This window comes from Halodesulfovibrio aestuarii DSM 17919 = ATCC 29578 (assembly GCF_000384815.1).
In the GTDB taxonomy this organism is placed as follows: Bacteria; Desulfobacterota; Desulfovibrionia; order Desulfovibrionales; family Desulfovibrionaceae; genus Halodesulfovibrio; species Halodesulfovibrio aestuarii.
Genome location: NZ_ARQF01000018.1, coordinates 43,587 through 69,862 on the forward strand (window position 1 = coordinate 43,587; position 26,276 = coordinate 69,862).

Consider the following 26,276-nt stretch of genomic DNA (forward strand, 5'->3'; position numbering starts at 1 on the left):
GAAGATACTATGATCCTTTCACCTTCGTTATTGTCTTCTGACTTCGGCAGACTTGCTGAGGAATTACAGGCACTCGAACAGGCAGGACTGAAGTGGGTACACTGGGATGTCATGGACGGCATGTTTGTACCTAATATTACTCTTGGAGCACCTATTATTAAACGTCTCCGTAAAGAGAGTAACCTCTTTTTTGACGTTCATATGATGGTTCAGCAGCCGGAGCGCTACGTTGAAGACTTTGTGGATGCCGGTGCAGATATGGTTGTTATTCATGCAGAAGCAACCAATCACCTTGAACGCACAATTGCTGAAATTAAGCGAAAAGGTGCGCAGGCGGGCGTGGCTCTTAACCCGCATACTCCTCTCTCTGTTCTTGATTATGTTCTCGATGAACTGGACATGGTGCTCATTATGAGTGTTAACCCGGGATTCGGTGGACAAAAATTTATTCCGTTCAGCATGCGTAAAATTGCAGAGCTTTCGGATATGATTAAGAAGCGCGGCCTTTCAACCCTTATTCAGGTTGATGGCGGGGTGGATCCTGATAACACTTCTGAATTGATACGTAATGGCGCAGACGTGCTTGTATCCGGTTCTGCATTTTTTGGTTTTCCGCCGTACGCAGATCGCTTGAAGATGTTTGAAGAGATAGCTCGTAACGCATAACGGTCTTTTTGAGAGACGTTATCAACGGTTGTCATGGCGGCGATTAATGTCTATCGACAGCCACAGCAACCAGCTGGAAAAAATTTTATCGCATCATTCTTTTAGGAGGAAACGATGCCTTCTCGTAAAGACCTCGCCAATGCAGTCCGCGCTCTGAGCATGGACGCTGTGCAGCAAGCAAACTCAGGCCACCCAGGCGCGCCAATGGGTATGGCTGATATTGCTGAAGTTCTCTGGAACGATTTTCTTAAGCATAACCCAAGCAACCCTGCATGGGCTAACCGTGACCGTTTTGTACTGTCTAACGGTCATGCTTCCATGCTTATTTACTCTTTACTGCATCTCTCCGGTTACGACCTGAGCCTCGAAGAGATCAAAAATTTCCGTCAGATGGGTTCAAAAACTCCGGGTCATCCAGAATATGGCATGACTCCGGGTGTTGAACTTACTACTGGCCCTCTTGGTCAGGGTATCGCTACCGCAGTGGGTATGGCAGTTGCTGAAAAAGCACTCGCTAAGCACTTCAACCGTGACGGCTTTGACGTTGTAGATCACTACACCTACGTTTTCATGGGTGATGGTTGTTTAATGGAAGGTGTCTCTCACGAAGCATGTTCTTTTGCCGGTACTCTTGGTCTCGGTAAATTGATCGCATTCTGGGATGATAACGGTATCTCCATTGACGGTAAAGTTGACCACTGGTTCGACGAAGACACCGCTGCACGCTACGAAGCATACGGCTGGCATGTCGTTCGCAACGTAGATGGGCATAACCCTGAAGCAATCAAAAAAGCTGTTGAAGAAGCAAAAGCAGAAACTGCTAAACCTTCTCTCATCTGCTGTCGCACAATCATTGGTTTCGGTGCTCCGCACAAGCAGGGTACTGCTGCAACCCACGGTGCTCCTCTTGGCGATGATGAGATCGCAGCTACCCGTAAAGAAATCGGTTGGGCTCATCCTGCTTTTGAAATCCCAACTGAGGTTGCTGATGCATGGAACGCTCGTGAGCGTGGTGCAGAAGCTGAAAAAGAATGGGACGGCATGTTTGCAAGCTACCAGGTTGCACATCCTGAACTTTCTAAAGAATTTATCCGCCGCATGGCTGGTGATCTCCCAGAATCTTTCGAAGATCTTGCACAGAAAGCAATTGATGCAGCAAACGCTGCCGCTAAATCTGCTGCAACCCGTAAAGATTCTCCGGTTGCGCTTAACGCTTTCGGCCCTGCCATGCCTGAACTCCTTGGTGGATCTGCAGACCTCACCGGTTCTGTAGGTACTAAGTGGGATCAGTATGAGCTTCTCTGCAAAGAGAACTGGGATGGAAACTACATGTCTTACGGCGTTCGTGAGTTCGGCATGGGTGCTATGATGAACGGTATGGCACTGCATGGCGGTATCATTCCTTACGCTGGTACCTTCCTCGTATTCTCCGACTACGCTAAGAACGCAATTCGCCTTTCCGCTCTCATGGGCATCCGTACTCTCTGGGTACTTACCCACGACTCCATCGGTCTTGGCGAAGACGGCCCTACCCATCAGCCTGTTGAACATCTTGCTGGTCTGCGTTTGATCCCTAACTGTCATGTATGGCGTCCTTGCGATACTGTTGAATCCATCGAAGCGTGGAAGTCCGGTATCGAAACCAAGAATGCTCCTTCCTGCTTCTCCATGTCCCGTCAGACTCTGCCGTTTATGGAACGCACTGAAGAAGCTCTCGCTAATGTTAAACGTGGTGGTTACGTACTTCGTGACTGTGAAGGTACTCCTGAGTGTATCCTTATCGCTTCCGGTTCTGAAGTTGGTCTCGCTGTAGAAGCATATGATCGCCTTACTACTGTAGGTCGTAAGGTTCGTGTTGTTTCTATGCCTTGTACTAATATCTTTGATGCTCAGGATGCAGAATACAAAGAAAGCGTATTGCCTTCTTCCGTTACTGCCCGCGTTGCAGTCGAAGCAGCGGCAGCTGATTTCTGGTATAAATATGTAGGTCTTGCAGGTCGTGTAATCGGCATGACTACCTTCGGTGAATCTGCACCGGCTGGTGAACTCTTCAAGCACTTCGGTTTTACCGTTGAGCATGTTGTAGAAGCTGCTGAAGAAACTATGCGTTAAGATTAGGCTCTAATCTGCTTTATTAGGCTGACAATTTTGTATTGCAGTATAAAAAAGTTACGGCTTAATGATGATGGAGTGTAATGCTTCATAACTAAAGCCCTCTTATAGAATTAAACCCCAAGCACATGTTACGTGTTTGGGGTTTTTTTTTGATATGGCAATTTAGAGTTATTGGAGATGGTGAAGATAACAAAGAGGCCCCCTGTACGGTTGTACAGGGGGCTTTTATTTTGTGAAAAGTTTTTAGCTCTATCCCCCAAAAATGTTTCAGGTATGAAGGTTAAATAAAAGCAGCTATATAGAAGCTTTTATATTTTTATGTGGCTTCATAAGCCGCATGAAGAGAGGACACAACATAGTTAAATTTGGCGGTTATATTAGTCAGTAATGCGGTGTAAATTCTATTTCAACGGAGAAATGTAATGGATGAGCAAAAAAAAATTGTTGAAAGAATTGCAAGCATTGTTTTGGCAGCATCAAACAATGAACTTTCAGTAATGCAGACAGCATCTATATTGCAGAAGATGAATATTAGTCGAAGTTACAGTTCTAATTTGCTCAAAAAATATACAGAGTTCTCTATTTTTAAATTTATTGAACAAGAAAAAATGTACAGATTACGTTTGAAAATATCTCAAGATCGGAAATATACAATTGAAAATGCATGTATAGAATTTGGGATATGCAAACAAGATCATGTAATAGAGAAATTTAAAAAAAAATATATCGTTACACCAGGTAGCTATAAGAAAATACATCATAAAGAAGTAACCTAATAATAGGTTTTTCATAACACTATAACCGTAGGAGATTGTTATGCAGTACAATGTAGTTTTCAAGAACAATTCAAAAAACAACATGAATTTTTGTTTGTTTCAAAAAAACCCGGACTTAGAAAAGTATGAAGCCCTTTCGCTTGCATGGCTGGTAAAAAGCTGCGCTCCTGATGCAAATCTCGAAATGAAATGGGAAGTTGACTACGGATGCTCATGGAGCCGTGATGGCGCTCTTGGTGATGTAGCAAAATACCGCACATGGCAGACTAAAACTATCGATCCTTCAAACAGTAATGTCGTGACTCTTTCATACAACCATAAAGTGAATGACTTCTATTTTGGTCCTCTGCGACCTTCCTCTGAAAGTGGAAAAGGTACGCTTCACATTGTTCAGGATGGTAGTGTGCCTGCTGGACTGGCAACTGTTGGGGTAAGTATGGCAGGGATTCCTGCAATTGCTTTAAAAGCACAGCCTAACTTTACCTACAAGTTCACTCCACATCCAAAATACTGGGCTGTCTTCGGTGATTTTACTCCGGGTGATGTCATTGATCTGGAAGAACTGACGAATGTGTGTGAAATCGAATTCAAAGCAGGCGAAAGCAGCATGTATGTCGAATTAAACAGCGATAATACTTGGAGCGAACCAAAACCGCTTGGCTAATATTCCCCACCCCATAATAGAAGCTCAGAGTGACTTTATTGTTGCTCTGGGCTTCTTCATACAACGTATAGAATTATGGAGCGAACATGTATAATTACTTTGTGTATGTTGTTGACTCGCAGTCACCGATGGATTTGTGCAATGGTCGTAGTATTGCAACTGGGTTGCGCGATGCACTAACCTCAATTCGTATTCCATGTGAATATTTTTTGGCATTAAATAAGGAAATGTTCACGTATGCGCTAGGTCAGGCATTGGAAGAACTGGTGCTGAGAAAGAAATTGCAGGGAGGTGTAAATCCATACCCGATAATTCATTTGAGTATGCATGGAAACAAAACAGGTATCGGGTTAACAAGTGGTGAATATGTCTCCTGGAGTGAATTGCAAAAGCTTCTTGAGCCATTTAAGAAACTTCTTGGGGAAGCCCCCGTTCTTTGTATGGGCTCTTGCGAAGGGATGCACGCAGCAGATTGGGGTGGATTGTCTGCCAATTCTTACAAGTGCATTATTGGCAATGCTGAGAAAGTGCTTCAGTCTGATCTAACGACAGGGTATTTGGCCTTTTATAACGGTGTCTTTTATCATACGACGGATGCTGAAAAGCTTATAAGTGTGATGCGGCAAGCATCGTTTGATCAGAATTTCTATTACCAGAAAGGTGCTGGCACTAATGTGGTGCAGTTCAAGAGTGCCATGGCCACTGACCGCCAATAAATCTTGTCTGGTTAGAAAAAAATATTCATGAACGGTGCGGTGCTCTTGTTTAGAGTGCCGTACCTTTTTCTGTGAAATGAACTCTCTCTAGTGACATTCAAATATCAAACAGGTATGTTTACAATTGGTACTGCACGTGACTTTGTGATCAGGTGTATGTTATTTCAGTACCAGTCCATAATTATCTAAATTTCAAATCAGTTACCGATCATAACTGGAGCATCATGAGCAAGATCCGGCCTCTTCCTGCCAAAAAACTACGCGCTAAACTTGCGCTTTCTCATATTCCATACAAAAGCAGCAACGATATTAAGCTAGATGTGAGCTTTGTTCATGCACCACAACCTCGTGCGATGCAGGCACTTGAACTTGCTTTGCATATTAAAGATAACGGCTACAACATCTTTTTGGCAGGTTGTGCCAACCTTGGCCGTAACTACATGTTACAAGAATTCTTGCGTGAAAAGGCGCAGGCGTTGCCTGTTCCGCCAGATATGCTGTACGTGAATAATTTTGACGATCCCGATGCACCGATTCTGCTTACTGTACCAGCGGGTAAAGGGCGTGCTCTTAAGCAGGATTTTTCTCAGGCCATCGCAAATGTGCGAAAGGAACTTCCTAAGCGTTTTGAAAGTGACAGCTATCTGAAAAAACGTACCATCATCATGGAGCAGTTTGCAGACGAGCGGGATGCTTTGTTTAAAGAGATGGATTCTATTGCTGGAAAAGAAGGATTCCATATGGATCTGGATGAGCAGGGCAGCATCACACTGTACCCGCTTATCGATGGAAAGCGTCTTTCAGAAGAAGAGTTCGAACGTATTGACGAAGCATTGAAAAAAAGCCTTAAAAATAAGGGTGATAAGCTGTTGCAGGCTTTGAACACCTTGCTGCGCAATATGAATAATGCAGAGCAGGCGCTTCGTACTAAAGAGCAAAATTTAGATAAAGAACTGACCACTGAAGTTCTTGAAGAGTTGCTGCAGCCGGTAATTAAAGAATATGAAGAGTGTTGTCATAGTGAGACTCTTACTGGGTTTTTCAATGCTGCCAAGGAAGATATTTTAGAGCATGTGGAGGCGTTGCTGCCGAAAGAACCTTCCAATGCTCCTCTTTCTTTGCCGGAGGCTCTGCAGCAACAGCATCCGGAAGATGCTACTGCCCCATATGAGATTAACGTCTTTGTCGACCATTCAGAAACAAAGGGTGCACCGATTATTCTTGATGATCACCCTACAGTGACAAACCTTCTTGGTTGTATTGAGCGTGAAGCTGAAATGGGTGCGTTGATTACAGACTTTTCTCTTATTAAATCCGGTTCATTGCATCAGGCAAATGGCGGGTTCCTGCTGTTGCATATAGAAGATATTCTTTCTCAGAGTGGTTCATGGGAAGGACTTATGCGCGCGTTGCGTTCCGGCATGGTTCGTATTGAAGATACAGAAGAAGGGCAGGAAGCAACCAAAACAAAAGGTATAGAACCTGAACCGCTTTTGCTTGATCTTAAAGTTATCTTGATAGGCGCTGAAGAAATTTATGAACAGTTGCTGGAATCTGATGATCGTTTCCCAAAACTGTTTAAGATCAAAGCCCATCTCAATGATGCAATGCTGCGAGACAAAGAAGGCTATGCAGTTTACCTGCATCGTATGGCAGGCATTATTGATGATGGTGACTTATTGCCGTTCACTAAAGAGGCCATGGCAGAAGTTATCGACTACGGTTCACGCATTGTTGAAGATCAGACCCGTCTTTCTCTTAAGTTTCCCTTGATTAGGGAGATTATGATTGAAGCATCTGCGCTGGCATCCATGGATAAGAAAAAAGCCGTGGATGGGGCTGTTGTTCACAAGACACTCGTTACACGTCATTACCGGAATAATCTGTACGAAGAATTATTCTTTGAAGAATATGATCGTGACTTGATTAAAGTTACCACTCATGGCGAAAAGATTGGCCGTGTTAACGGACTTTCCGTGTCCATGTATGGTGATTTTGAGTTTGGTTTACCGCATCAGATAGCGTCTACAGTTGGCGTAGGACACGGCGGGGTTATTGACCTCGAACGCGAAGCAGAGCTGAGTGGGCCTATTCATACTAAAGCGATGATGATCTTGAAGAGTTACCTCATTGGTATGTTTGCACACAATAAGCCGCTGGTGTTGACCGGCTCGTTATATTTTGAGCAGGGATATGCCGGTGTTGAAGGTGACTCTGCCTCCGGTGCCGAACTTGCTGCGTTGCTTTCCGCACTTGCAGAGGTCCCATTGTCCCAATCGCTTGCTTTCACCGGTGCCGTTTCTCAAAGTGGTGAGATCCTCGCTGTGGGCGGTGTTACCCGCAAGATTGAGGGGTACTTCGATATTTGTTCACGTCGTGGCCTTACGGGGCTACAGGGCGTTATTATGCCTAAAGACAATGTGGATCAGCTCATGCTGAAACGCGAGATTGCTGACAAGGTGGAAGAGGGACTCTTCAGCATTTATCCAGTGACGTACATTGAAGAGGCTCTGGAACTGCTTACTGGTATGAAATGTGGTTCCAGACGCAAAGACGGTTCTTTCACCAAGGATTCTCTCTTTGATCGTGTCGACAGACGTCTTAAGGAGCTTGGCCGTCTGGCTACCCATGCCTACAAACAGAATAAAAAGTAGTCTGTGCTATTGTAAGGCACGGCTTGCGGGCGTTGTGCCGTGTATGTACTATAGCTATACATGTATTGTTTCTGAGGATGTATGGATTCATTTTCTGTAAGTGTAGTTATACCAGTGTGGCATGAAGCCGCCGGTATTAATGAACGCATCGCGCATGTATTTCAGCGCGCGGCAGAAGCAGACGTTCCTCCTGCTGTGGAAGTTATCGTTGCGGATGGAGATCCGGAAGCAACAACGCTTGCAGCTATTAAGCATGTTGGAGTCATTTCTGTGAAATCTCCTCAGGGGCGTGCTGTGCAGATGAACGCCGGTGCAGCACGGGCTACAGGTGATGTTTTGTTGTTTTTGCATGCAGATACGGTACTTCCTGTCCGTGCTTTTGATTTGATCCGTAACGTATTTGAAAAGAGCACTCCTGCAAAATCTAGTGCAAAGGCGGGGGCTTTTACCCTCTCTATTGCCAGCGATAGCAGGTTCTTATATCTTGTAAGTATGCTGGCCAATTGGCGTAACAGGCTAACCCGTACTCCGTACGGGGATCAGGCACAGTTTTTTGTTCGAACATATTTTGAAGAGCTTTCAGGATATGCTCCCATTCCACTTATGGAAGATGTGGATATAATGCGCAGGATTCGTGGACGTAACGAACCTGTCGTAATTATCAATTCCCCGGTTTCTACGTCTGCCCGCAGATGGGAAACGGAAGGCATATATAAATGTACGTTACGCAACGTGCTGTTGCGTTTATTATACGGGGCAGGCGTTTCTGCTCAAACACTTTCGAATTGGTATCGCGCCATGAAGGGGTAGCTTTAATGACCGACACATGTATTCTTTTTTTCATTAAATATCCGGAGCACGGCAATGTTAAAACACGACTTGCCAAAGTTGTTGGCGAAGATGTTGCTACCTCATTGTACCGTAACTTTGTACAGGACATGCTCAAAGGATTTGAGACGGTAGATTCGCAACTTCGTATTTGCTACGCTCCATACGGAACAAACGGCTCGGGAAAGAACTTTAAAAGCTGGCTTGGATCTCAGTACGAATATCGCGAACAGAAAGGGGATGACATTGGTGCGCGTATGAAGCATGCCATGCAGTCCGCTTTTGACGAAGGGTTCCGGCGTGTGATTATCATCGGTAGTGATATACCTGATTTCCCACCGGAACTGATCACGAAAGCGTTTTTAGATCTTGATATGCAAGATGCAGCTGTAGGTCCTTCATACGACGGTGGGTACTACCTGATCGGTTTCAGAAAGGACACTTTTATTCCTGAAGTGTTCGACGAAATACCTTGGTCAACACGCGATGTGTATCGTGCAACCCTTTCCAAAATGCAGAATGCCGGTCTTGAACTTATTCGTCTGCCGGACTGGAATGATGTTGATACAATCTGGGATTTGAACTTGTTGTTCAGAACCAACCGTAACAGTTCCTTCCGTAAGTCCTCCACATTCGCAATTTTACGTGAGCATTCAGACCTGATCCGTCAATTTGACGTTGACTTGCCAACACACTGTCGGTTTGACGAAGAGTAGAGTGTTTTAGACTAAAAATGGAAATAGCCTATGTCAGTTATGACATAGGCTATTTTTTTGCCGTTAGGCGTCTTGCGGTGCAGACAAAGTGGGGAAGGAACTTTGGCAGGACACTCACGATAAGGCAAAGAGATTATTCTGTAGGAGCGTAGTAGCAACGCTTGGGAGAGTGAATCTTACCAGCTTCCTTCAGTTTTTTTATTGCTTTGGATACTTCCTTACTATCAACACCCAATACTTCTGCTACTTCACCTGGGCGGACAGGTTTACCTGCGTTTTTCATTGCTTCAAGAACGTTAGCTTCCATGGGAAACTCCTGATGTTTATTTAGTATAGATTCCTATTATCGATAAGGTGGTGTGCTGTCAATAAATATAGTCAAAAAAAACTAACTTGTTCTGATAGGTACAGATCGAGTATTTTTTGTATAACTATGCATATAGTAAAGAATAACAACTTATTTTGGTTGCCCGAAAGACGAACAGGGAGGTACTATAGTTCTATTACCCAGTAATTGAGCCAAAGCCCTGCATGTTCGGCAGGAAAGAAGGGAGCGGAATATGTTAGCACAGAGATGGCGTACTATATGCGCACTGCTTTTCGCGTTACTTTGCATTATTTTTAACTGGCAGTGGGGCGTCGGGGTTATGTTCTTGCTGTGGGCAATACGCGATATCGCTGATGGTGAATCCCGTTTTATTGAAAAAATTAAGCGCTCTGAAGAACTCGTTCTGTATGTTCTTGTTATTATTATGCAGCTTTTCTTTGCGTTATTCTTCTTAGTTGCAGATTTTTCAAAGAATGATTTTTTACTTTGGTTTTTATAAGAAAAACTGTTTTTAACAGTAGCAAAAAAAAGACTGACTTGCCGTGTGAGTCGGTCTTTTCCTCGTTTAGCATTCTGTTTTGCTTTGCTATCTCTTTCTATTTTATATGTGGTAAAAACACGATGATAGTTACGTCTGCAAGAGTCATTTTTGTAATCACTAGTTACGTTGCTATATCAATCGGTACCTGCGTAACGTATTCTTATGGTGTACGTAGCGTTGGTTAGACATTTTTGTGGGGATATATGAGTGGGCTATTAACAACTCGTTCGTTAAAACTGTTTTTTCCTATACTTGCAATTTTTTGTTATGCGATTTTTTTTGTGATCTCTGCAGTATATCACGATAAGGTTGAGAACAAAGAAGAGCTTTTACGGGTAGATCAGAACAGATCTGTAAGTATACGAAAAGCGAGCTTGATGAGGTCCTTCAATGTTCCTTTTGCAGATGTACGTGTTCTCGCAGGTATTATTTCATATCAAAGGAACAAGGCAAGTCTGTATAAAGACGTTGCGTTGCGCATACTGTACACTTTTGCTGAAAACAAGCCTGAGTATGGTCAGGTTCGTCTGTTGAATGTACAGGGGGATGAGATTATTCGTATCAATCGCGAACAGGGAAGGCTGCGTGTGGTTCCTGAAAAAGGATTACAGTCAAAGGCTCATCGTGGATATTTTAAAAAATCTCAGCGTCTAGGGTTTGGTGAAGTGTATGTTTCCCCGCTTGATCTCAATATAGAAAATAAAAAAATTGAAGTACCCTATGTTCCCGTTATCCGTTTTGTGACTCCGGTTTTTAATGACAGCGGAGAGCGAAGCGGATTTGTTGTTCTTAATTTTTATGCAGCGAAGATGCTGGCACATTTTCTTGAGATAACCTCGGATGTTATGAGCAACGCGATGCTACTTAATAATAAAGGCTTCTGGCTTGTTTCTGATGATAAGAATGTTTGCTGGGCATTTATGTTTGAAAAGGATGAGAAGAAACTCCGTGGAAAAATGTTTGGAGCACAGTATCCTGTTATCTGGAAGTTAGTGCAGCAGGATCTTTCCGGTCAGGTTCAAAATAGGGATGGGTTGTTTACATGGGCAACTGTAAATCCGGTTTTCTCTGTTTCTCCTAAAATTGACAAAGGTGGGCAGGCATCTCCGCCCGTTGTTGTCAGCCCGTATCACTGGGTTGTCATGCAGCATGTAACTATTGAAAAACTAGCTGCTATGAAAAAGACTCTTTTTACTATTTGTGCGTGGGGGTGGGGCATTCTCTCCACATTAACAGGTGTTACCTTATGGTCTGGGTTACTTTTTATTCAACGGAACAGAATGCATCGGGAGGAATTGGAAGTTCAGGCACGTCAGGATTGGTTGACTGGACTTGCAAACCTGCCAAATATATTTGCTAAGCTTGAAAAAGCCTGTGAGAGTTCCAAAATTAGTAATATTCCGTTTTATATTCTGTATCTTGATTTGGACGATTTTAAATTTGTGAATGATCGTTACGGGCATGAATCAGGTAATATTGTGTTGCGGCATGTTGCGTCAGTGCTTCGCAAAAAGGTGCGGTTTACAGATACGGTTGCCCGAATAGGAGGAGATGAATACGTTATCCTTCTGGAGAATATGCGAACTAGCGATAAGGCGAAAGAGATTGCTGCTGACATTCTTACAGCGTTTGATGAGTCTCCTGTCGTTTTGGAGTGCGGCAGCAACGTGTATGTGAAAGCCAGCATTGGAATTGCAGGCTGGAGCAGGGATGTCACAGGGCCAGATGATTTGATGAAACGTGCAGATGTAGCTATGTATGATGCAAAGAAGGAAAGAAAAAAACACAATATCATGCAGGCTGAGACCAGCGATATTACTGTGTAAGTTTTAATAAAAAATAGTACTAGATAGAGGCTGATGATCAGTTTTTCATTATTCTCTTTTTTTATATGCTGTCTGTGGAGGTAAGGGCTGTGAGAAGTAATGAGACAACTTCAGACACTCCCTTGCAACAGGTAAAAAAGTATGACAAACCCCCGCAGAAAAGGTGCATTGTGTACCCGTAAATATAGTCATAGTGATTCCCAAATTTGACAGGAGCAGCGACATGGCATCTATTGGAACCCCCTTAACTCATTCTGCAACCAAAATTTTGTTACTCGGCTCGGGCGAGCTGGGCAAGGAAGTAGCCATTGAGGCAATGCGCCTTGGTGCGGAAGTTGTTGCGGTTGACCGTTATGAGAATGCTCCCGCCATGCAGATTGCTCATCGTTCTTATGCTATCAACATGCTTGATAGTAAAGCGTTGCGGGATGTAGTGGAAAAGGAACAGCCTGATTTAATCGTTCCTGAAATTGAAGCGATTGCAACTGATACCCTTCTTGATCTTGAAAAAGAAGGTGTAACAATAGTTCCAACTGCTAAGGCGACTTGGCTCACCATGAACCGGGAAGGTATTCGTCGTTTAGCCGCAGAAGATCTTGGTGTGCCGACGTCCCCTTACCGTTTTGCAGATACCGAAGAAGAGTACCGCACTGCTGTTGCAGAAGTAGGTATGCCTTGCGTTGTTAAGCCCGTTATGAGTTCTTCCGGCAAAGGGCAGAGCACCGTCAAAACTGAAGCAGATATTACTTCCGCGTGGAAATACTCGCAGGAAGGTGGGCGTACCGGTGGCGGGCGAATTATTATAGAAGGCTTTGTAACGTTTGACTACGAAATTACGCTGCTGACTGTGCGTCATGCTGGAGGCACCAGTTTCTGCAACCCGATAGGCCACTATCAGGAAGATGGAGACTACCGGATGTCATGGCAGCCACAACCTATGTCCGCCATTGCGTTAGATCGTGCACGGGAAATCGCTCGCACAGTGACAGATGCATTGGGCGGGTTTGGTATTTTCGGGGTGGAACTTTTTGTGAAGGGCGATGAGGTTATTTTTAGTGAGGTTTCACCGCGTCCTCACGATACAGGTCTTGTGACTGTGATCTCGCAGAATCTCAGTGAATTTGCTCTGCATGCTCGTGCAATTCTCGGGCTTCCGATTCCGGAAATCGTTCAACGTGGTGCTGCGGCGTCCAGTGTTGTTCTGGTAGAAGGAAATGGCACAGGCGCAACTTTCTCAGGATTGGATAAAGCGTTGAGTGAGCCGGAAACGCAGCTTCTTCTTTTTGGTAAAGCTGAAGTGCACGGACGTCGTCGTCTCGGTGTGGCTCTTGCCCTTGATGAGGATATTGAAAAGGCAAAAGTAAAAGCAAAACGCGCTTCTTCAGCCGTTACTGTGACTTTTTAAGTGAATATGCCTAGGGTGTGTTTCTACGTTCTCAACGCGGGAACCGAGGAACACACCCTAGTATGTCTGCATACTGTAACGGTGTCAGGCGCAGGTGGCATGAGTTTTATTAGTCACAGTTAGAGCTGACCACCCATAGAGCGCATTTTGTGAACTTGCGGAGGAGTTCTGCTGAAACACTTCCAAAGAGAAATTCTTCTTCTTTGCTGATTCCGCGACGGCCAATAACTACGGTTCCATGGTTTCCTTCTTCCTGGATAGCAAGAATATCCTGAGCTATCGATTCTCCGGTTGTACATACTTTTGCGTCTTCAAAAGGTGAACTGCAACTGATGATATATTCTTCATTAATTGCTTTTTTATGAATGTTATTGCTGAGAAGCAATCCGCGAGCTTTGGCAAGTTTCCTTTTATACTCGACGACCAGTTCAGCGCATTCTGCACGCCAGAGAGCTTCAGATTCAAATAGATCCTTGTCCGGTAGCCGTTCGATAAAGAGCAGCGTTACAAGAACGTCCGGAATTGATCGAATCATTCTGGCGGTGTATTCCACAGCTTCAAAAGAAGGTTTGGAAGAATCAAATGCCACAAGAATATTGTAGATGTTCATACTTCAGGATACCTCCTACGGGCTGACTTAAATACGGGGAGTTCGTGAAAACATGTAAGTAACGCGCTTACAAACTCGGTAACTGATGAATAAAAAACACTATTTTTTGCTGAAAAATGCATGCAAATGTTGTTCAGTGTGTCGGGAATGTATGGGTATCGTTTTTGAATGTTTGCAAGACGATACGGCATTGCGAGTGCCATATCCTCAGCTGTTACGGCTTCTGTCTGTGATTGTTCCAATGTTCCAATCTGTTGGGCTGTTATTTCCCGTTGCCCCACTAGGAGTAATAGAATGCTCCCCAGCCCGAATAAATCCAGAGCGAAAGGGTTTTCGCGCAGTCCGAATGCGTAGTCAAAGTCAATCCACCGCCAGTTTTTTGTGTCGGACTCTATGAGTAGGTGATCACGCCGGATATCACCATGTTGTTCATGATTTAGATGCAGGTGCGCAATCGCTTTTACGGCACCAATAAATTTTGCGAAGTAGTCAGGAAAGATGGTGTTGAAGTATTCTTCATGTGATACCGGAAGATGATCAAGAGCCACATCCAGTTCTGATCCGTAAATGATGTCTAATATTCTGACACAATTTCCTTTTTCATCCAGAACGGTTTTGCCTTGCATAAACCGCATATCTCCATCAACTAACTTGAGAATTCGTGATTCCTTGCGCGGACTTCGGTAGCAGCTGGACCGGATGGTTCCTATTGAAATGTCAAACTTCTCATAAAATTCCAATTTGATTATCTGGTGTTTTCCTGTTTCAAGCTCTTTACATCGTTTTACCCAATACTTTGGATCCTCTAATCCGAAACGACGTTCTGACAGGTTTTTGTTCACAAGATAATGCTTACCATCAAGATACATTACATCACCATAATCAATGGACATGAATTCTGTAGTATTGGTAATAATCTTACCTGCATGCTTGCGTGGAAATGTAGGCATGTAGTGCTTGAGAATGTCGTAGGCACTTTTTTCCATACAGTTGTCCAGTGTAAATAGAGTGATAAAACGAATTTAACCTTCAAGTTTATTTTCCATGTAACGCCGGATAGCCTCGACCCGCCTGCGGTTTACTCCGAAATCATACCAACCGCTTCGAGACGCAGATCGAACATGGATTTTGTCTCCAGCAAAAAATAGCTCCAGATCATCTGTAAATCCAAAAAACATGGAACGGATGCTAACGTGGACATAGTGGCTTGCTTTTTCTTCCAACTCAGCTTTGGGGAGTTGTTGAACATAGTCTACAAGCATTGGAAATATTGAAAGAGTACTTGCCGTGGGAACAAGTGGTTCTATGTAGTGACTGTCGCTTTGTGGCAGTTTACTGCAAACGCAATTGGGAGAAATCGGACAAGGGGAAAGAACTTCATCGGACGTGTCCATTGCTACAGTCTTGTCTAGAGTGGTGGCGGTGTAGTTACTGTCTTTGGTTGAACTGCTGAAAATAGAACGAAATCGCATGGCTCTCCTGCCTGTAAAAACTATCAGTTGTCTGAGTGCGTATTGTGCCATGTCCGTGGAGCAGGGCAAATGAAAGAAGGCAAAAAGGTGCATAATTCATAAAGTAATCAACAGAAGAACGCGACTAACGTTAGTTAAGACTTTTTCTCTCTCTTTTCATTTGAAAATAAAAAAGCGCCTCACAACGACTATTGTGAGGCGCTCAGCGTACTACAGCAAATGAAGATTACATTTTCAAATTGACCTGCTCTGGAGAGAGCTTCAGTTCAAGATGCTTTGCGTACTTGGACATGAGCAAACATGGTACAAAGTACAGAACCGCTGCTGTTGTCCATAGTTCCATCGATGCGATCATCAGACGGTTGTCGAGTGCCTTGGTTACCGAGGTCAGTTCCATTACCCCTAGAACAGTAACAAGCGAGGTATCTTTAAATATAGCAATGAACAGTCCGACAATTGGCGGAATCATTTGTTTCAGAGCTTGTGGAAGAATAATTTTCCGCATTGTCTGCCAGTAGGAAAGACCGGATGAGAATGCCGCTTCAACTTGTCCCGGAGGAATGTTTTGGATGCCGCCTCGTACAATTTCTGCGAGGTATGCTGCTGTAAAGAGTGTAAGCGCAATGGATGCAGACCAAACTGTGTTGATGAAGCTGTCAAAAAGAACTGGAATGAGGAAGTATACCCAATAAATTACGATAATCAGCGGGTTGCCTCGGATAAGCTCAATATAGAGCAGACTTGGAATTCGGAAGATACGGTTTGTAGAGCTTCTGCCAAGTCCAACAACAAGCCCGATAAAAAAGCTTGCGAAGATGGCAACAATGGCAATGATGAAGGACAGAGAGAAGCCGCCCAGCCCCATAAAGAGGTCATCACCTGTTGCGTTCGGGAACTGCCATACCAGCATTGTTGGAAGTTCTTTGAAGATTACTGACCAGTCAAAACTGTAGAAACCTTTTGCAAGAGAGAATAGCAGACCGGCGAGTATGGCGAGAAATGCTCCCTTACTGATAAGTACAAGCATCACATATAGTTTTTTGAGAATTAACTGGCTTGTATTGACCGTAACTCCCGCGTGCATTTTTTGTCTGCGTCGTTGCCGCAGGAACCGTCCGGCGGGATGAAATAAAATTTTGTTCAGGCAGGAAACAGGAATGAGAAGCATGTTGATAAACATTACAGGAAGACTGTTCTTGCCTTTACTGGAAGCGCGAATACGTCCGTCCACTCCATTGATCACAAAAGCGATAATGAGTGAGAAGGAAAGATACAATACTGATGCAGCTGTAGTTGCTTCAAAGCCTTTAAAGGTTAGAGCCTCTACCTGCTGGGCCTGCCATGTAAGGTCAGCAACCCCAACCACCATAGCAAGGGAGGTGTTCTTCATGTTGTTAAGAAATTCGCTGCCAAGTGGTGGAATGATTTCACGGAATGCAAGAGGAAGGATGACTTTGCGCAGCACTTGTACGTAGGTGAGGCCGGAGGAATAGGCAGCTTCCAGCAATCCTTTGGGGATGGACTGGAGACCTGCGCGGATGACTTCCGCCATGAACGCACTGGTGTATAAGCCGACAGCAAAAGTGGCAGTCCAGAATTCAAATTGTGTTTCAAAAAGAAGTTCCCTTCCTGCTTCAGGAAGCGCCTGTGGAAACGCAAAGTAGAAAAAGAACAGAATTACAAGCAGCGGTGTGTTGCGGAAAAATTCCACAATACATGTGGCTGTCCAGTTCAGAGGCTTAAAGTCCGAGAGGCGTGCAAGGCCGAGGGCTGTACCAAGCGAAATACCGATGAGAGAACTGATAAGGGTAATTTTAGCGGTAAGCCAAAGACCTTTTAAAATCTCAACACCAAAATTTATTTGATAGGTCTTGTTGACGGTGAAGAGAATCGGCCACTGAAAATCGTACCCGAAATCGAAGACCCAGCCCCAGTAATAGAGGCTGATAATGCCGACCACAGCAAGAACTGTGTTTTGAACCCAAACTTTTTCCAACCAATAGCGTAGCATGAAATAACAAACCTTTTATCAAGTAAATACAGCGTCTAAGTATTTTACTGCTGTAGGACAGCGATAAAACGTACGTCCGGCGTAAACCGGACGTACGAATAATGATCAATAGATCAGACGGCTATGGCCAGAGCTCGATGGAACCTGACATTGGCATAGCAAAAGGAGTGTCTGCACCGTACCATTTATTGTAAATGGTCATGTAGGTGCCGTCACGCCACATATCCTGAAGCGCAGCGTTTACAGAGTTACGCAACTGGGAATCGTTTTGTGGAAGACCGATGCCGTATGGCTCGTCGGAAAGGAAATCACCAACGAGTTCAAATTGGCCAGGAGTCTTGGATGCGTAACCAAGAAGAATGGTTGCGTCAGTGGACCAGCCTGCTACGCGACCCATCTGGAGGGCCTGGAAGCACTCAGATTCTTTCTGGAAAGAAATAACGTGTGCAGCAGGGTCGGCAACGCCCAGAGCCTTAAGAGCACGTTTTACGTTGATTTCAGAAGTAGTGCCCTGCATGGTGGCAATTTTTTTGTCTTTCATGTCAGCAAGAGTTTTATATTTGCCTGACTTAGCAAGAACTTTCTGACCATCAAAGAAGTAAGTAATGGAAAAATCAATAGATTTTTCACGTTCGCGGGTGTGAGTCATGTTTGCTACAGATGCATCTATGCGACCCTGCTGAATAAAAGCGATACGAGTTTTGTTATTCACTTTTACGCGTTCGATCTCAACGCCAAGGCGTTTTGCAAGCTCGGTAGCCACATCGTAGTCAAATCCTCCCCATTCACCTTTGTCATTAAAGAATGCGCCAGGGATGGAGTCGGTCATGACTCCGATACGGATTTTCTTATCTTTCATGATACGATCATACGAAGGGCCGGCAAATGCAATGGATGCAATCATTACAAGAGCTAAAGTTAAAGCAAGAACTCTACTAATACGCATGTACAACTCCCAGTTTCGGTGTACTAATTTTTACCGCGAAAAGCGGTAGGCCTCCAGAATGACAAAAAAGCAAAATTGCAAGCAGGGTTTCTGCTAGTGAGATAGAATTTTGCTTAAAAACTCTTTACTACGGTCGTTTTGTGGATTGTTGAAGAACTCATGTGGCGTGTTCTCTTCAACTAACAACCCATCATCCATGAAGATAACGCGATCGGCAACTTCACGGGCAAATCCCATTTCGTGCGTCACGCACGCCATGGTCATCCCTTCGCGGGCAAGTGCTTTCATTACGTCAAGAACCTCATTGATCATTTCAGGATCAAGGGCGGACGTAGGTTCATCAAAAAGCATGATTTTCGGTTTCATAGCAAGCCCGCGGGCAATTGCAACACGCTGTTGCTGTCCACCGGAAAGCTGACTAGGAAATGCTCCGGCTTTGTCTGGAATATTAACTTTTTCGAGTAGTTCCATGCCAAGTCGGTCTGCCTCAGCGCGAGGCATGTTGCGTACCATTGTCGGCGCAAGTGTAATGTTTTCCAAAACTGTCATATGAGGGTACAGGTTGAACTGTTGGAATACAAAACCGATTTCAGCGCGCAGCGTTGTCAGGTCAAGACGTGGGTTGTGCAGATCCATGCCATCGACAATAATTTTACCTTGCTGAATGGGTTCAAGCCTGTTTATGCAGCGAATAAGAGTTGATTTCCCAGACCCGGAAGGTCCACATATTACAACTACTTCGCCCTGTTTTATTTCAAGGTTAATATCTTTAAGCACATGGTGGTCACTACCGTACCACTTATTCACTTGTTCGAAACGAATCACAGAGTACTCCAAAGTAATAGCACAAAAAATATTCAAGTCTGTCTTCGCTGCTATCAGAAAAAGCTGACCAAATGCAAACAAAAAGTATCGTTTAACAAATTTGTTAATCTGTTTCGATTATCTGGTCAATCACTCAAAGTCTTATAAAACAGTGTATTATGTTATTTGACTTGATGTGATGAGTTGAAAGTAAGTTTTTTTTTGAAAGAATACTCAATATATGTTGATTATTTTTATGAGATATTAGTTTTTTAACACTCTTGTAAAACATGTGTATGTCATAAGGTGCTGCGGTTATTTCTGATGAGGAATACAGGGATCAAAAAAAAGAGGTGGTAGCAGGTAGGTAGGATATATGGTAGTCCCGAATTCAATATGGGAAAGGAAAGAGGTGGTAACGAATGAAGCAGTCAATGCGAACAAAGTGGAACGAACTGCGTGGTGTTCTTGCCGTACAGTGTCGGTCATTCTGGATGATGTGGGGTGTATGTCTATTGCTGCTCGCGAGTGCATTCTATGCTGCCGGTAGTGTGTTTGCGGCTATTGCGTTTGGAGGCATCCTGGGATGTGTTGGAGCCATGTTGCTAGGTGAACTGGGTGCATTTGTCCAAGATGGTGAGTTTGATACTGTAAGTGCAGGGATCGCTATTCTGGCAGCAGTAATGGCTAGTGCCGGTTTTTTTGTGCCTGTTAAATGGACAGTCGTGGCAGGGTGTCTGCTCAGTTCCGGATTACTGTTGTGCTTTCTGCTCAAGCGCCTTGATCACGAGACTGGTATGAATATTCAGTCTGGAATGTGGCTTGGGTCTGTATTGACGGCGATGCTTTGTGTGTTTTTGTATGCGGGGCCATATTCACAGTTTGTTCATCTGTCCGCATATTTGCTTTCTGTAGGGCTTTATGGCCTGTTTTTGCTTAATCTGGCAAATGGGGCAGAACAGGGCTTACAAGCTGCATGGTACGTTGCTTTGATTATCGGCATTGCATGCCTTGGTGGAACAGCATTTAACCTGCTTAAGATTGATCCTGATCCAGAAATTATCTTCAGTGGTCTTGCAACAGGGCTTGGGTGTACAATGCTTTATTCCCCGATTAAGCAGCTGCTGGCAACCATGGCGAAAAGACACGAGGAAGATTGGAAAGATTTTTTATGACCAAATGTTATTTGCCAAAAAGGAAACCCGCTAGAGCTAGCGGGTTTTTTTTATTGCTAACAGACTGGTGTTGTTGTGAGCATGTGGACTGCTGCGATGATAGTAGCTACTGCTCGCTCTGACGTGGTTGCGCGATTTCCTTTAGGTTGCATGCTGACCATTAATGCGAGATGGAGTCCCAGTTCTATAATAAACTGTATCAGACTGCGTTCAATGTGCAGGGCAAAACGCTCTTCTAAAGCGTCACAAAGGAGAGAAAAAGTCTGTTCATCATGTGTCTTGTCCAGTTCGTGAATATGCTGGTTCATGACGGCTGCTTTGGTTAGTTCCACTGCGATTGTATGATCTTCGTCAGAGTGACTTTCGATATATTCTTTAAGTAGTTGACCTAAAAATTCATCAGCGCTGTTCCATGTGGTGGTATTAGCAAGGTATGTGGTGAGAAAACTGATAGATTCTTCTAAGCGCTTTTTGTAGAGCTGAATAATGATTTTCTCTTTATCCGGAAAATAGCGATATATCGTCCCGATATTAAGGCTTGAAGCAGTTGCAACGCGATTGGTGGTGAATTTTTCGTACCCTTCGGAAATTAAAACGCGTTTAGAAGCTTCAAGAATTTTGTCGATAGTCGTTATCGCACGCTCTTGTTGCGGATTGGTGCGTAGCGTGTTGTTCATGTCTTGCTCCTTAGTGCCAGACTCATAGCCTGACAATTGCGTTGATTCAAGGGGCATAAGGAAAACAAGCAAAAGGTTAATTCTTCAGTTATGAGAATGAGATGAAGGCAATGGGAGCGGGGGGTGCGGGTAGAAAGGAAAACTGGTTGGACATGTCCTTTTTACTGGCAAATATAGGATACAAAAAAAACTCCGAAGCGTTAAGCTTCGGAGTATATTTTTATGCTGGCGGAGAGGGAGAGATTCGAACTCTCGGTACCAGTTTTGCTAGTACACACGATTTCCAATCGTGCTCCTTCGGCCGGGCTCGGACACCTCTCCGCGTTGCGAATGTGTTGCTATCAAAGGCGGGGCATACTTGCAAGAAAAAAGTATAACAAACTTTAAATTGATGACCGGTTGAAGTGGTTTTGTCCCGTATTGCCCCTCCGTGACGTGCATAGCATTCTGGATGAAGTAAATTGTGAAGAGGGGGGATAAAAAAAGACGCATACTTTGCAGTATACGTCTTTTTTGAAGTCATCTGGCGGAGAGGGAGAGATTCGAACTCTCGGTACCAGTTTTGCTAGTACACACGATTTCCAATCGTGCTCCTTCGGCCGGGCTCGGACACCTCTCCGCGATGTGGAGATACTCACTATATAAAAGAGAAGCGACTGGCAAGTAAAAAATGACTTTCTAGAGCCCATAGTGGGAGAAATGATGCATAAACTTGTTGCGTCGCTATCTCAAGTGGTCGCCTTGCTAGGCAGCTTCTCTTACAGCTTCCGGTTCGAGAACAGCGATGCCAAGACGGGCTTTTACTTCTTCAATGGTCAGTTTGCCACCATCAGTGATTTCGTAGCCTTTCTCGATTAGTCCGAGAGCGTAGCGTTTGTTGTAGATAAAGCAGAAAACAAGGCCTGCAAGTCCCATAGTGAGACAAGACAGTACAAGCATGAGAATTGCGTTTTTCCAGTCACTTCTGAAGACAGCAGGGAAGAAGCTGAAAAAAAATGTAGTCCAGGAGAAGCCAATAGGGGCTTTCTTTTGAATACCAGTGGTTGGGTGTACAAGAGTCGCAGTAGTAGCAGCCATATAAATTCCTTTATCAGAGCAGATTGTTTAACGAAGTCGGGAATGTAAAAAAAAGTGAATGCCTTGTAAATAAAAAAAATAGTGAGTCCTCACAACCTTACTACAACATTCTGTTTTTAACATTTTGTCTGATGAGCGGGAAAAGGTTAAAAGTCTGCCACGCTTAGTTGGTGAAATTTAGATAGATTGTTATGAAGGTACGATCCCGAGTCTTGCTTTTATCGCTTCTATCGAAAGCTTTCCTCCATCAGTGATGATATACCCTTGCTCGATTAATGAAAGTGCATAGCGCTTGTTGTAGACAAAGCTGATGATGAATCCAGCAAAATTGTAGGTAGTAATGGATAGGATAAGAATAAGTAATGCATCTTTCCAGTTTCCTCTAAGGAGGGCAGGAAAGAAGTTGAAGAAGAGTGTTGTCCATGAAAAGCCGATAGGACATTTTTTTTCTATTTGTGTAATTGGATGTGTGAATGTTGCAGTGGTGTAAGCCATATAAGTCCTCTTTATCAATAATAAAAGAGAAGTGTTACTGGGTGACTGTTGGTATGTAAAGAGAAGAATAACTGGAATGGTGAGGAAGAAGTAGTGCATGCAAAAAAAAGAAGGCACAAACATTTCTGCTTGCGCCTTCTGGGAGTCGGACACCCACATACAACTGCTACGGCTGCTTTCTCTCGAACCTGACCGGGTTGACAGCGTATATGCCGTCCGACTCCCTACTCAATTAGGGTAAATTTGACTGGCGGAGAGGGAGAGATTCGAACTCTCGGTACCAGTTTTGCTAGTACACACGATTTCCAATCGTGCTCCTTCGGCCGGGCTCGGACACCTCTCCGCGTCGAGAGGGATAACTAGCAAACAGCATAGTACTTGGCAAGCGAAAAAGCAAAAAAAATAAAAAAAGGGCGGCAAATATGCCGCCCTTTTACTAACTATTTACAGTTATGCTTTTTCTTATTTGCAGAACTGCATGAGCATCCTGACGAGGAGCCTCCCCGTCCGTCAAAGCTTATGCCTCACCCCGAGGGTTTATGGCCTTTGGGAACAACTTTGATACAGACGAGTGCTATAACAACTAATCCAATAATGGGAATTAGGTATCCAAGCATAGGGTCTCCTGAGAAGGCTCTTTACTATTTTTTGTCTTCGTTTCTGATACCGATACCTACGGTGTGGTAACCACAGTCAACGTGGAGTACTTCACCGGTAACGCCGGCAGAAAGGTCAGAAGCAAGATACAGTGCGCTTTTACCAACATCTTGAGTAGTAACGTTGCGCTGCATCGGAGCGTTTTCTTCGATGTAGTTAAGGATCTTACGGAAGCCACCGATGCCGGAAGCAGCAAGAGTCTTAATAGGTCCTGCGCTGATAGCATTAATGCGAATGTTCTTTGCGCCGAGATCGACTGCAAGGTAGCGTACGCTAGCTTCAAGGGCTGCTTTTGCAACGCCCATTACGTTATAGTTTGTAATAACTTTTTCTGAGCCATAATAGGACATAGTGATAACTGACGCATTGTCAGTTAACAGGTGCTCAAATGCACCGCAGACAGCGGTCAAAGAGTAAGCAGAAATATCCATCGCAAGTTTAAAGCCGTCACGGGAGGTTTCAATGAAACGACCCTGAAGGTCTTTGCGGTCAGCGAAGCCGATGGAGTGAACAAGAATATCCACGCCGCCCCATTTCTCTTCAACCAATTTTACTGCTGCAGCGATTTCTTCATCGCTGCTTACATCACACTGGAAGATGAAATCGCCATCAAGCTCTTCACAGATAGGCTCAACACGCTTTTTCAGAGCATCACCAAGAAAGTTAAACGCTAGTTTAGCGCCATTTTCCTTAAATTCTTTGGCAATGCCGTATGCAATGCTTTTGTTGTTGGCAACGCCCAAAACGAGGGCTCGTTTCCCTTCAAGAAGCATATGAACTCCATTTCAGTTTGTCTGCCGGGTAGCAGACTTCTTAGGTAATTATTGTGGTTGCACTTATTTGAATAGCAGTGTTTGCCCTGTAAGTATAGTGTAGGCCTCAGCGTACTTTTTGCCTGTTTCGGCAACAACTTCGTCAGGCAGAGCAGGCGCTGGCGGGGTTTTGTCCCAGTCCTGAGCGCTAAGCCAGTTACGCAAGTATTGTTTGTCGAAGCTAGGCTGGCCCTGACCAGGGGTGTAGCTGGACTTAGGCCAGAAGCGGGAGGAGTCAGGAGTGAGAACTTCGTCGATGAGAGTCAGTTCTCCATCAATAATGCCGAACTCGAATTTTGTGTCAGCAATGATGATGCCTTTCTCTTCTGCATAGTCACGGCCTTCGGAGAAAATGCGCAAACTTACATCTGCTACTTTATCAGCAAGTTCTTTGCCGATCATTTCTGTAGCACGTTCTACAGAAATATTTTCGTCGTGGTCGCCCAGTTCTGCTTTTGTGGAAGGGGTGAAGAGCGGAGTCGGGAATTTTTCGGACTCAAGCATTCCTTCCGGCAGTTCATAGCCGCACACAGAACCGGTTTTGCAGTAGTCTTTCCATCCGGAGCCGGAAATATGACCACGAACAATACATTCAATTGGAAGAGGCTTTGCTTTTTTAACAAGTACAGAGCGTCCTTCCAATTCATCTGCATATTTCTGCAGCGGTTCAGGGAAATCTTTTACATCAGATGCGATGAGGTGATTGGCAATGATGTGTTCAAACTTTTTCATCCAGAACAAGGTGATCTGGTTAAGGATAACACCTTTGTACGGGATAGGTTCTGCCATGATCACATCGAATGCGGACATGCGGTCGGTAGTAACAATAAGCAGACTGGATTCATCAATTTCGTAGATATCGCGAACTTTACCGCGGGAAAGAAGAGGGTAATCCGTAATAGTTGTTTTCGTAACGACTTTCATATGAGAACTCCTGCAAGGGCTATTTCTTTAAGCGGGTTTCTGCGGAACGGGCGTGTGCTTCCAGTCCTTCAAGACGGGCAAGACGCGCAATTTTTGGCGCATTCTTTTGCGTGAATGAAGCAGACGCAGCAATAATGCTGGATTTTTTTGTGAAGGTATCAACAGATAATGCTGATGAAAAACGCGCAGTGCCATTGGTAGGCAATACGTGATTCGGGCCTGCAAAGTAGTCGCCGACAGGTTCCGGTGAGTTGGCGCCCATAAAAATAGCGCCAGCATTACGGATGGCCGGTAACAACGCCCAAGGGTCTTCAACAATTATTTCCAGATGCTCGGGTGCAACTTTGTTGGAAAGCTCTACTGCTGTAGCCATGTCCGGAGTAACAACAATAGCGCTCCAGTCTTTAAGGGCTGTTGCAGCAATTTCATTGCGCGGGAGCAAACCTGTTTGCGTGCCAAGTTCGTCACAAACAGCTTTTGCAAGTTGTTCATCGTCAGTAACTAACATGGCGGATGCAAGCGGGTCATGTTCTGCTTGAGACAGCATATCTGCTGCAATTTGCACAGGGTTTCCGGTTTTATCTGCAAGAATAAGAATCTCGCTAGGACCGGCAACCATGTCGATGCCAACCGTGCCGATAAACAGGCGTTTAGCGGTGGTTACAAAGATATTACCAGGGCCGGCAATAACATCTACAGCAGGAATGGTCTCAGTGCCATACGCAAGAGCAGCAATTGCCCATGCACTGCCACAGGCAAATACATTGGTTATGCCAAGATGATGTGCGGCTGCCAGAATATACTGGTTGGGAACGCCATCTGCGCGGGGAGGTGACACAACGCAAATTTCTTCTACGCCGGCAACCTGTGCGGGGATAACGTTCATAAGCATACTGGAGATAAGAGGGGTGTCGCCTCCTTGGCCGCCCGGGACGTACAGTCCGGCACGGTCAACAGGGCGTACAACCTGTCCCAAAATTGTTCCGTCTTCGCTTGTTGTAAACCAGGATTTCTCTTTCTGGTTTTCGTGGAACGTGCGGATATTGAGCGCAGCTTCTTTGATAATATCAAAATCTTCTGCGGGAATGTCTTGAGCAGCCTTTGCTAAGGTTTCCTTAGACACTCGCACCATATCTTCCGTAAACGAAGGGCAGTCAAACTTTTGCGTGTAATGAACAAGAGCCTTATCCCCTTCTGTATGCACATGATGCAGAATATCACGCACCACAGGTTCAACAGAATTCTCAGGGTTATCCCGTCCAGCGAGAAGGTCCCTGATTCCCTTCCAATCCTCTTTGGACTGGTAGCTGATCATACGACAGGGCATACTGGCTCCTAATCAAATAAGGTTCATAAAACTAAATCCGACGCCCCATCCTTA

The 26,276-nt window shown here is 44.5% G+C and carries 25 protein-coding genes, 3 tRNA genes and 1 other RNA gene; 12 read left to right on the forward strand and 17 right to left on the reverse strand.

Annotated elements, in window-relative coordinates; all coding sequences use genetic code 11:
* Nucleotides 1-9: 9 nt before the first annotated feature.
* From rpe to F461_RS0103210, 8 genes are all read left to right on the forward strand, one after another.
* Entirely contained in the window at nt 10-666 is a 657-nt protein-coding gene (gene rpe / locus F461_RS0103175) for a ribulose-phosphate 3-epimerase (protein WP_019999710.1), read from the forward strand.
* A gap of 114 nt (nt 667-780) precedes the next feature.
* Nucleotides 781-2,778 (forward strand): transketolase, encoded by a 1,998-nt coding sequence (tkt, locus tag F461_RS0103180; protein ID WP_019999711.1) that lies wholly within the window; start codon nt 781-783, stop codon nt 2,776-2,778.
* Between the two features lie 425 nt (nt 2,779-3,203).
* Nucleotides 3,204-3,557, forward strand: coding sequence for a helix-turn-helix domain-containing protein (locus tag F461_RS0103185; RefSeq protein WP_019999712.1), 354 nt, complete (start codon nt 3,204-3,206; stop codon nt 3,555-3,557).
* A 40-nt stretch (nt 3,558-3,597) separates the two neighbouring features.
* Nucleotides 3,598-4,221, forward strand: coding sequence for a hypothetical protein (locus tag F461_RS0103190; RefSeq protein ID WP_019999713.1), 624 nt, complete (start codon nt 3,598-3,600; stop codon nt 4,219-4,221).
* A gap of 86 nt (nt 4,222-4,307) precedes the next feature.
* Entirely contained in the window at nt 4,308-4,937 is a 630-nt protein-coding gene (locus F461_RS0103195) for a hypothetical protein (protein ID WP_019999714.1), read from the forward strand.
* A gap of 224 nt (nt 4,938-5,161) precedes the next feature.
* Complete coding sequence (locus tag F461_RS0103200) at nt 5,162-7,591, forward strand: Lon protease family protein (protein WP_019999715.1); 2,430 nt, start codon at nt 5,162-5,164, stop codon at nt 7,589-7,591.
* A gap of 81 nt (nt 7,592-7,672) precedes the next feature.
* A complete protein-coding gene (locus tag F461_RS16935; protein WP_019999716.1) occupies nt 7,673-8,401 on the forward strand; it encodes a TIGR04283 family arsenosugar biosynthesis glycosyltransferase in 729 nt (242 codons plus the stop codon).
* 5 nt (nt 8,402-8,406) lie between these two features.
* Nucleotides 8,407-9,135 (forward strand): TIGR04282 family arsenosugar biosynthesis glycosyltransferase, encoded by a 729-nt coding sequence (locus F461_RS0103210; protein WP_019999717.1) that lies wholly within the window; start codon nt 8,407-8,409, stop codon nt 9,133-9,135.
* A 133-nt stretch (nt 9,136-9,268) separates the two neighbouring features.
* Here F461_RS0103210 and F461_RS0103215 read toward each other — a convergent pair whose 3' ends face one another.
* Complete coding sequence (locus F461_RS0103215) at nt 9,269-9,442, reverse strand: MarR family transcriptional regulator (protein WP_019999718.1); 174 nt, start codon at nt 9,440-9,442, stop codon at nt 9,269-9,271.
* A 253-nt stretch (nt 9,443-9,695) separates the two neighbouring features.
* Between F461_RS0103215 and F461_RS0103220 the strand changes: the two genes are divergently transcribed.
* The 3 genes from F461_RS0103220 to purT all read left to right on the forward strand — a co-directional run bounded on the left by F461_RS0103220 (nt 9,696) and on the right by purT (nt 13,235).
* Nucleotides 9,696-9,962, forward strand: coding sequence for a hypothetical protein (locus F461_RS0103220; protein ID WP_019999719.1), 267 nt, complete (start codon nt 9,696-9,698; stop codon nt 9,960-9,962).
* 419 nt (nt 9,963-10,381) lie between these two features.
* Nucleotides 10,382-11,830, forward strand: a complete 1,449-nt coding sequence (locus F461_RS0103225) for a sensor domain-containing diguanylate cyclase (protein WP_162139280.1) — start codon at nt 10,382-10,384, stop codon at nt 11,828-11,830.
* 223 nt (nt 11,831-12,053) lie between these two features.
* Entirely contained in the window at nt 12,054-13,235 is a 1,182-nt protein-coding gene (gene purT / locus F461_RS0103230; RefSeq protein ID WP_019999721.1) for a formate-dependent phosphoribosylglycinamide formyltransferase, read from the forward strand.
* A gap of 109 nt (nt 13,236-13,344) precedes the next feature.
* Here the strand turns inward: purT and F461_RS0103235 are convergent, their stop codons facing one another.
* From F461_RS0103235 to F461_RS0103260, 6 genes are all read right to left on the reverse strand, one after another.
* Nucleotides 13,345-13,845, reverse strand: a complete 501-nt coding sequence (locus F461_RS0103235; protein ID WP_019999722.1) for a universal stress protein — start codon at nt 13,843-13,845, stop codon at nt 13,345-13,347.
* On the reverse strand, nt 13,842-14,831 hold the full coding sequence (locus F461_RS0103240; RefSeq protein WP_019999723.1) for a hypothetical protein: 990 nt from the start codon (nt 14,829-14,831) through the stop codon (nt 13,842-13,844). Before F461_RS0103240 ends, F461_RS0103235 begins: the two co-directional genes overlap by 4 nt.
* 36 nt (nt 14,832-14,867) lie before the next feature.
* Nucleotides 14,868-15,317 carry a DUF1499 domain-containing protein gene (locus F461_RS16940; RefSeq protein WP_019999724.1) on the reverse strand — a complete coding sequence of 150 codons (450 nt, stop codon included), beginning with the start codon at nt 15,315-15,317 and terminating at the stop codon, nt 14,868-14,870.
* 226 nt (nt 15,318-15,543) lie between these two features.
* Nucleotides 15,544-17,328: an amino acid ABC transporter permease gene (locus F461_RS0103250; protein ID WP_019999725.1), complete on the reverse strand. Its 1,785-nt coding sequence runs from the start codon at nt 17,326-17,328 to the stop codon at nt 15,544-15,546.
* A gap of 121 nt (nt 17,329-17,449) precedes the next feature.
* Nucleotides 17,450-18,274: a transporter substrate-binding domain-containing protein gene (locus tag F461_RS0103255; RefSeq protein WP_019999726.1), complete on the reverse strand. Its 825-nt coding sequence runs from the start codon at nt 18,272-18,274 to the stop codon at nt 17,450-17,452.
* A gap of 93 nt (nt 18,275-18,367) precedes the next feature.
* A complete protein-coding gene (locus tag F461_RS0103260) occupies nt 18,368-19,099 on the reverse strand; it encodes an amino acid ABC transporter ATP-binding protein (RefSeq protein WP_019999727.1) in 732 nt (243 codons plus the stop codon).
* 401 nt (nt 19,100-19,500) lie between these two features.
* Here F461_RS0103260 and F461_RS0103265 point away from each other — a divergent pair, with 401 nt between their 5' ends.
* Complete coding sequence (locus F461_RS0103265) at nt 19,501-20,253, forward strand: hypothetical protein (RefSeq protein ID WP_019999728.1); 753 nt, start codon at nt 19,501-19,503, stop codon at nt 20,251-20,253.
* 56 nt (nt 20,254-20,309) lie between these two features.
* On the opposite strand, the gene F461_RS18465 is transcribed toward F461_RS0103265, so the two are convergent.
* From F461_RS18465 to hisD, 10 genes are all read right to left on the reverse strand, one after another.
* Entirely contained in the window at nt 20,310-20,930 is a 621-nt protein-coding gene (locus tag F461_RS18465) for a TetR/AcrR family transcriptional regulator (protein ID WP_019999729.1), read from the reverse strand.
* Between the two features lie 226 nt (nt 20,931-21,156).
* Nucleotides 21,157-21,251 (reverse strand) — tRNA-Ser (locus tag F461_RS0103275).
* Between the two features lie 203 nt (nt 21,252-21,454).
* Nucleotides 21,455-21,549: transfer RNA gene (locus F461_RS0103280), tRNA-Ser, on the reverse strand.
* Nucleotides 21,550-21,674: 125 nt separating this feature from the next.
* Nucleotides 21,675-22,007 carry a hypothetical protein gene (locus F461_RS0103285; RefSeq protein WP_019999730.1) on the reverse strand — a complete coding sequence of 111 codons (333 nt, stop codon included), beginning with the start codon at nt 22,005-22,007 and terminating at the stop codon, nt 21,675-21,677.
* Nucleotides 22,008-22,196: 189 nt separating this feature from the next.
* Complete coding sequence (locus F461_RS0103290; protein ID WP_019999731.1) at nt 22,197-22,502, reverse strand: hypothetical protein; 306 nt, start codon at nt 22,500-22,502, stop codon at nt 22,197-22,199.
* Between the two features lie 133 nt (nt 22,503-22,635).
* Nucleotides 22,636-22,731: signal recognition particle sRNA small type (gene ffs, locus F461_RS18910), an RNA gene on the reverse strand.
* A gap of 19 nt (nt 22,732-22,750) precedes the next feature.
* Nucleotides 22,751-22,845: transfer RNA gene (locus F461_RS0103295), tRNA-Ser, on the reverse strand.
* A 298-nt stretch (nt 22,846-23,143) separates the two neighbouring features.
* Nucleotides 23,144-23,932 carry an enoyl-ACP reductase FabI gene (locus F461_RS0103305; RefSeq protein WP_019999733.1) on the reverse strand — a complete coding sequence of 263 codons (789 nt, stop codon included), beginning with the start codon at nt 23,930-23,932 and terminating at the stop codon, nt 23,144-23,146.
* A 63-nt stretch (nt 23,933-23,995) separates the two neighbouring features.
* A complete protein-coding gene (locus tag F461_RS0103310; protein WP_019999734.1) occupies nt 23,996-24,895 on the reverse strand; it encodes a phosphoribosylaminoimidazolesuccinocarboxamide synthase in 900 nt (299 codons plus the stop codon).
* 19 nt (nt 24,896-24,914) lie between these two features.
* Nucleotides 24,915-26,222: a histidinol dehydrogenase gene (gene hisD, locus F461_RS0103315; RefSeq protein WP_019999735.1), complete on the reverse strand. Its 1,308-nt coding sequence runs from the start codon at nt 26,220-26,222 to the stop codon at nt 24,915-24,917.
* Between the last annotated feature and the right edge of the window lie 54 nt (nt 26,223-26,276).

What these genes read in the sequence shown, in the direction of transcription:
- rpe (WP_019999710.1), top strand. Translation starts at nt 10, where the DNA reads ATGATCCTTTCACCTTCGTTATTGTCTTCTGACTTCGGCAGACTTGCT.
- tkt (WP_019999711.1), top strand. Translation starts at nt 781, where the DNA reads ATGCCTTCTCGTAAAGACCTCGCCAATGCAGTCCGCGCTCTGAGCATG.
- F461_RS0103185 (WP_019999712.1), top strand. Translation starts at nt 3,204, where the DNA reads ATGGATGAGCAAAAAAAAATTGTTGAAAGAATTGCAAGCATTGTTTTG.
- F461_RS0103190 (WP_019999713.1), top strand. Translation starts at nt 3,598, where the DNA reads ATGCAGTACAATGTAGTTTTCAAGAACAATTCAAAAAACAACATGAAT.
- F461_RS0103195 (WP_019999714.1), top strand. Translation starts at nt 4,308, where the DNA reads ATGTATAATTACTTTGTGTATGTTGTTGACTCGCAGTCACCGATGGAT.
- F461_RS0103200 (WP_019999715.1), top strand. Translation starts at nt 5,162, where the DNA reads ATGAGCAAGATCCGGCCTCTTCCTGCCAAAAAACTACGCGCTAAACTT.
- F461_RS16935 (WP_019999716.1), top strand. Translation starts at nt 7,673, where the DNA reads ATGGATTCATTTTCTGTAAGTGTAGTTATACCAGTGTGGCATGAAGCC.
- F461_RS0103210 (WP_019999717.1), top strand. Translation starts at nt 8,407, where the DNA reads ATGACCGACACATGTATTCTTTTTTTCATTAAATATCCGGAGCACGGC.
- F461_RS0103215 (WP_019999718.1), bottom strand. Translation starts at nt 9,442, where the DNA reads ATGGAAGCTAACGTTCTTGAAGCAATGAAAAACGCAGGTAAACCTGTC.
- F461_RS0103220 (WP_019999719.1), top strand. Translation starts at nt 9,696, where the DNA reads ATGTTAGCACAGAGATGGCGTACTATATGCGCACTGCTTTTCGCGTTA.
- F461_RS0103225 (WP_162139280.1), top strand. Translation starts at nt 10,382, where the DNA reads ATGAGGTCCTTCAATGTTCCTTTTGCAGATGTACGTGTTCTCGCAGGT.
- purT (WP_019999721.1), top strand. Translation starts at nt 12,054, where the DNA reads ATGGCATCTATTGGAACCCCCTTAACTCATTCTGCAACCAAAATTTTG.
- F461_RS0103235 (WP_019999722.1), bottom strand. Translation starts at nt 13,845, where the DNA reads ATGAACATCTACAATATTCTTGTGGCATTTGATTCTTCCAAACCTTCT.
- F461_RS0103240 (WP_019999723.1), bottom strand. Translation starts at nt 14,831, where the DNA reads ATGGAAAAAAGTGCCTACGACATTCTCAAGCACTACATGCCTACATTT.
- F461_RS16940 (WP_019999724.1), bottom strand. Translation starts at nt 15,317, where the DNA reads ATGCGATTTCGTTCTATTTTCAGCAGTTCAACCAAAGACAGTAACTAC.
- F461_RS0103250 (WP_019999725.1), bottom strand. Translation starts at nt 17,328, where the DNA reads ATGCTACGCTATTGGTTGGAAAAAGTTTGGGTTCAAAACACAGTTCTT.
- F461_RS0103255 (WP_019999726.1), bottom strand. Translation starts at nt 18,274, where the DNA reads ATGCGTATTAGTAGAGTTCTTGCTTTAACTTTAGCTCTTGTAATGATT.
- F461_RS0103265 (WP_019999728.1), top strand. Translation starts at nt 19,501, where the DNA reads ATGAAGCAGTCAATGCGAACAAAGTGGAACGAACTGCGTGGTGTTCTT.
- F461_RS18465 (WP_019999729.1), bottom strand. Translation starts at nt 20,930, where the DNA reads ATGAACAACACGCTACGCACCAATCCGCAACAAGAGCGTGCGATAACG.
- F461_RS0103285 (WP_019999730.1), bottom strand. Translation starts at nt 22,007, where the DNA reads ATGGCTGCTACTACTGCGACTCTTGTACACCCAACCACTGGTATTCAA.
- F461_RS0103290 (WP_019999731.1), bottom strand. Translation starts at nt 22,502, where the DNA reads ATGGCTTACACCACTGCAACATTCACACATCCAATTACACAAATAGAA.
- F461_RS0103305 (WP_019999733.1), bottom strand. Translation starts at nt 23,932, where the DNA reads ATGCTTCTTGAAGGGAAACGAGCCCTCGTTTTGGGCGTTGCCAACAAC.
- F461_RS0103310 (WP_019999734.1), bottom strand. Translation starts at nt 24,895, where the DNA reads ATGAAAGTCGTTACGAAAACAACTATTACGGATTACCCTCTTCTTTCC.
- hisD (WP_019999735.1), bottom strand. Translation starts at nt 26,222, where the DNA reads ATGCCCTGTCGTATGATCAGCTACCAGTCCAAAGAGGATTGGAAGGGA.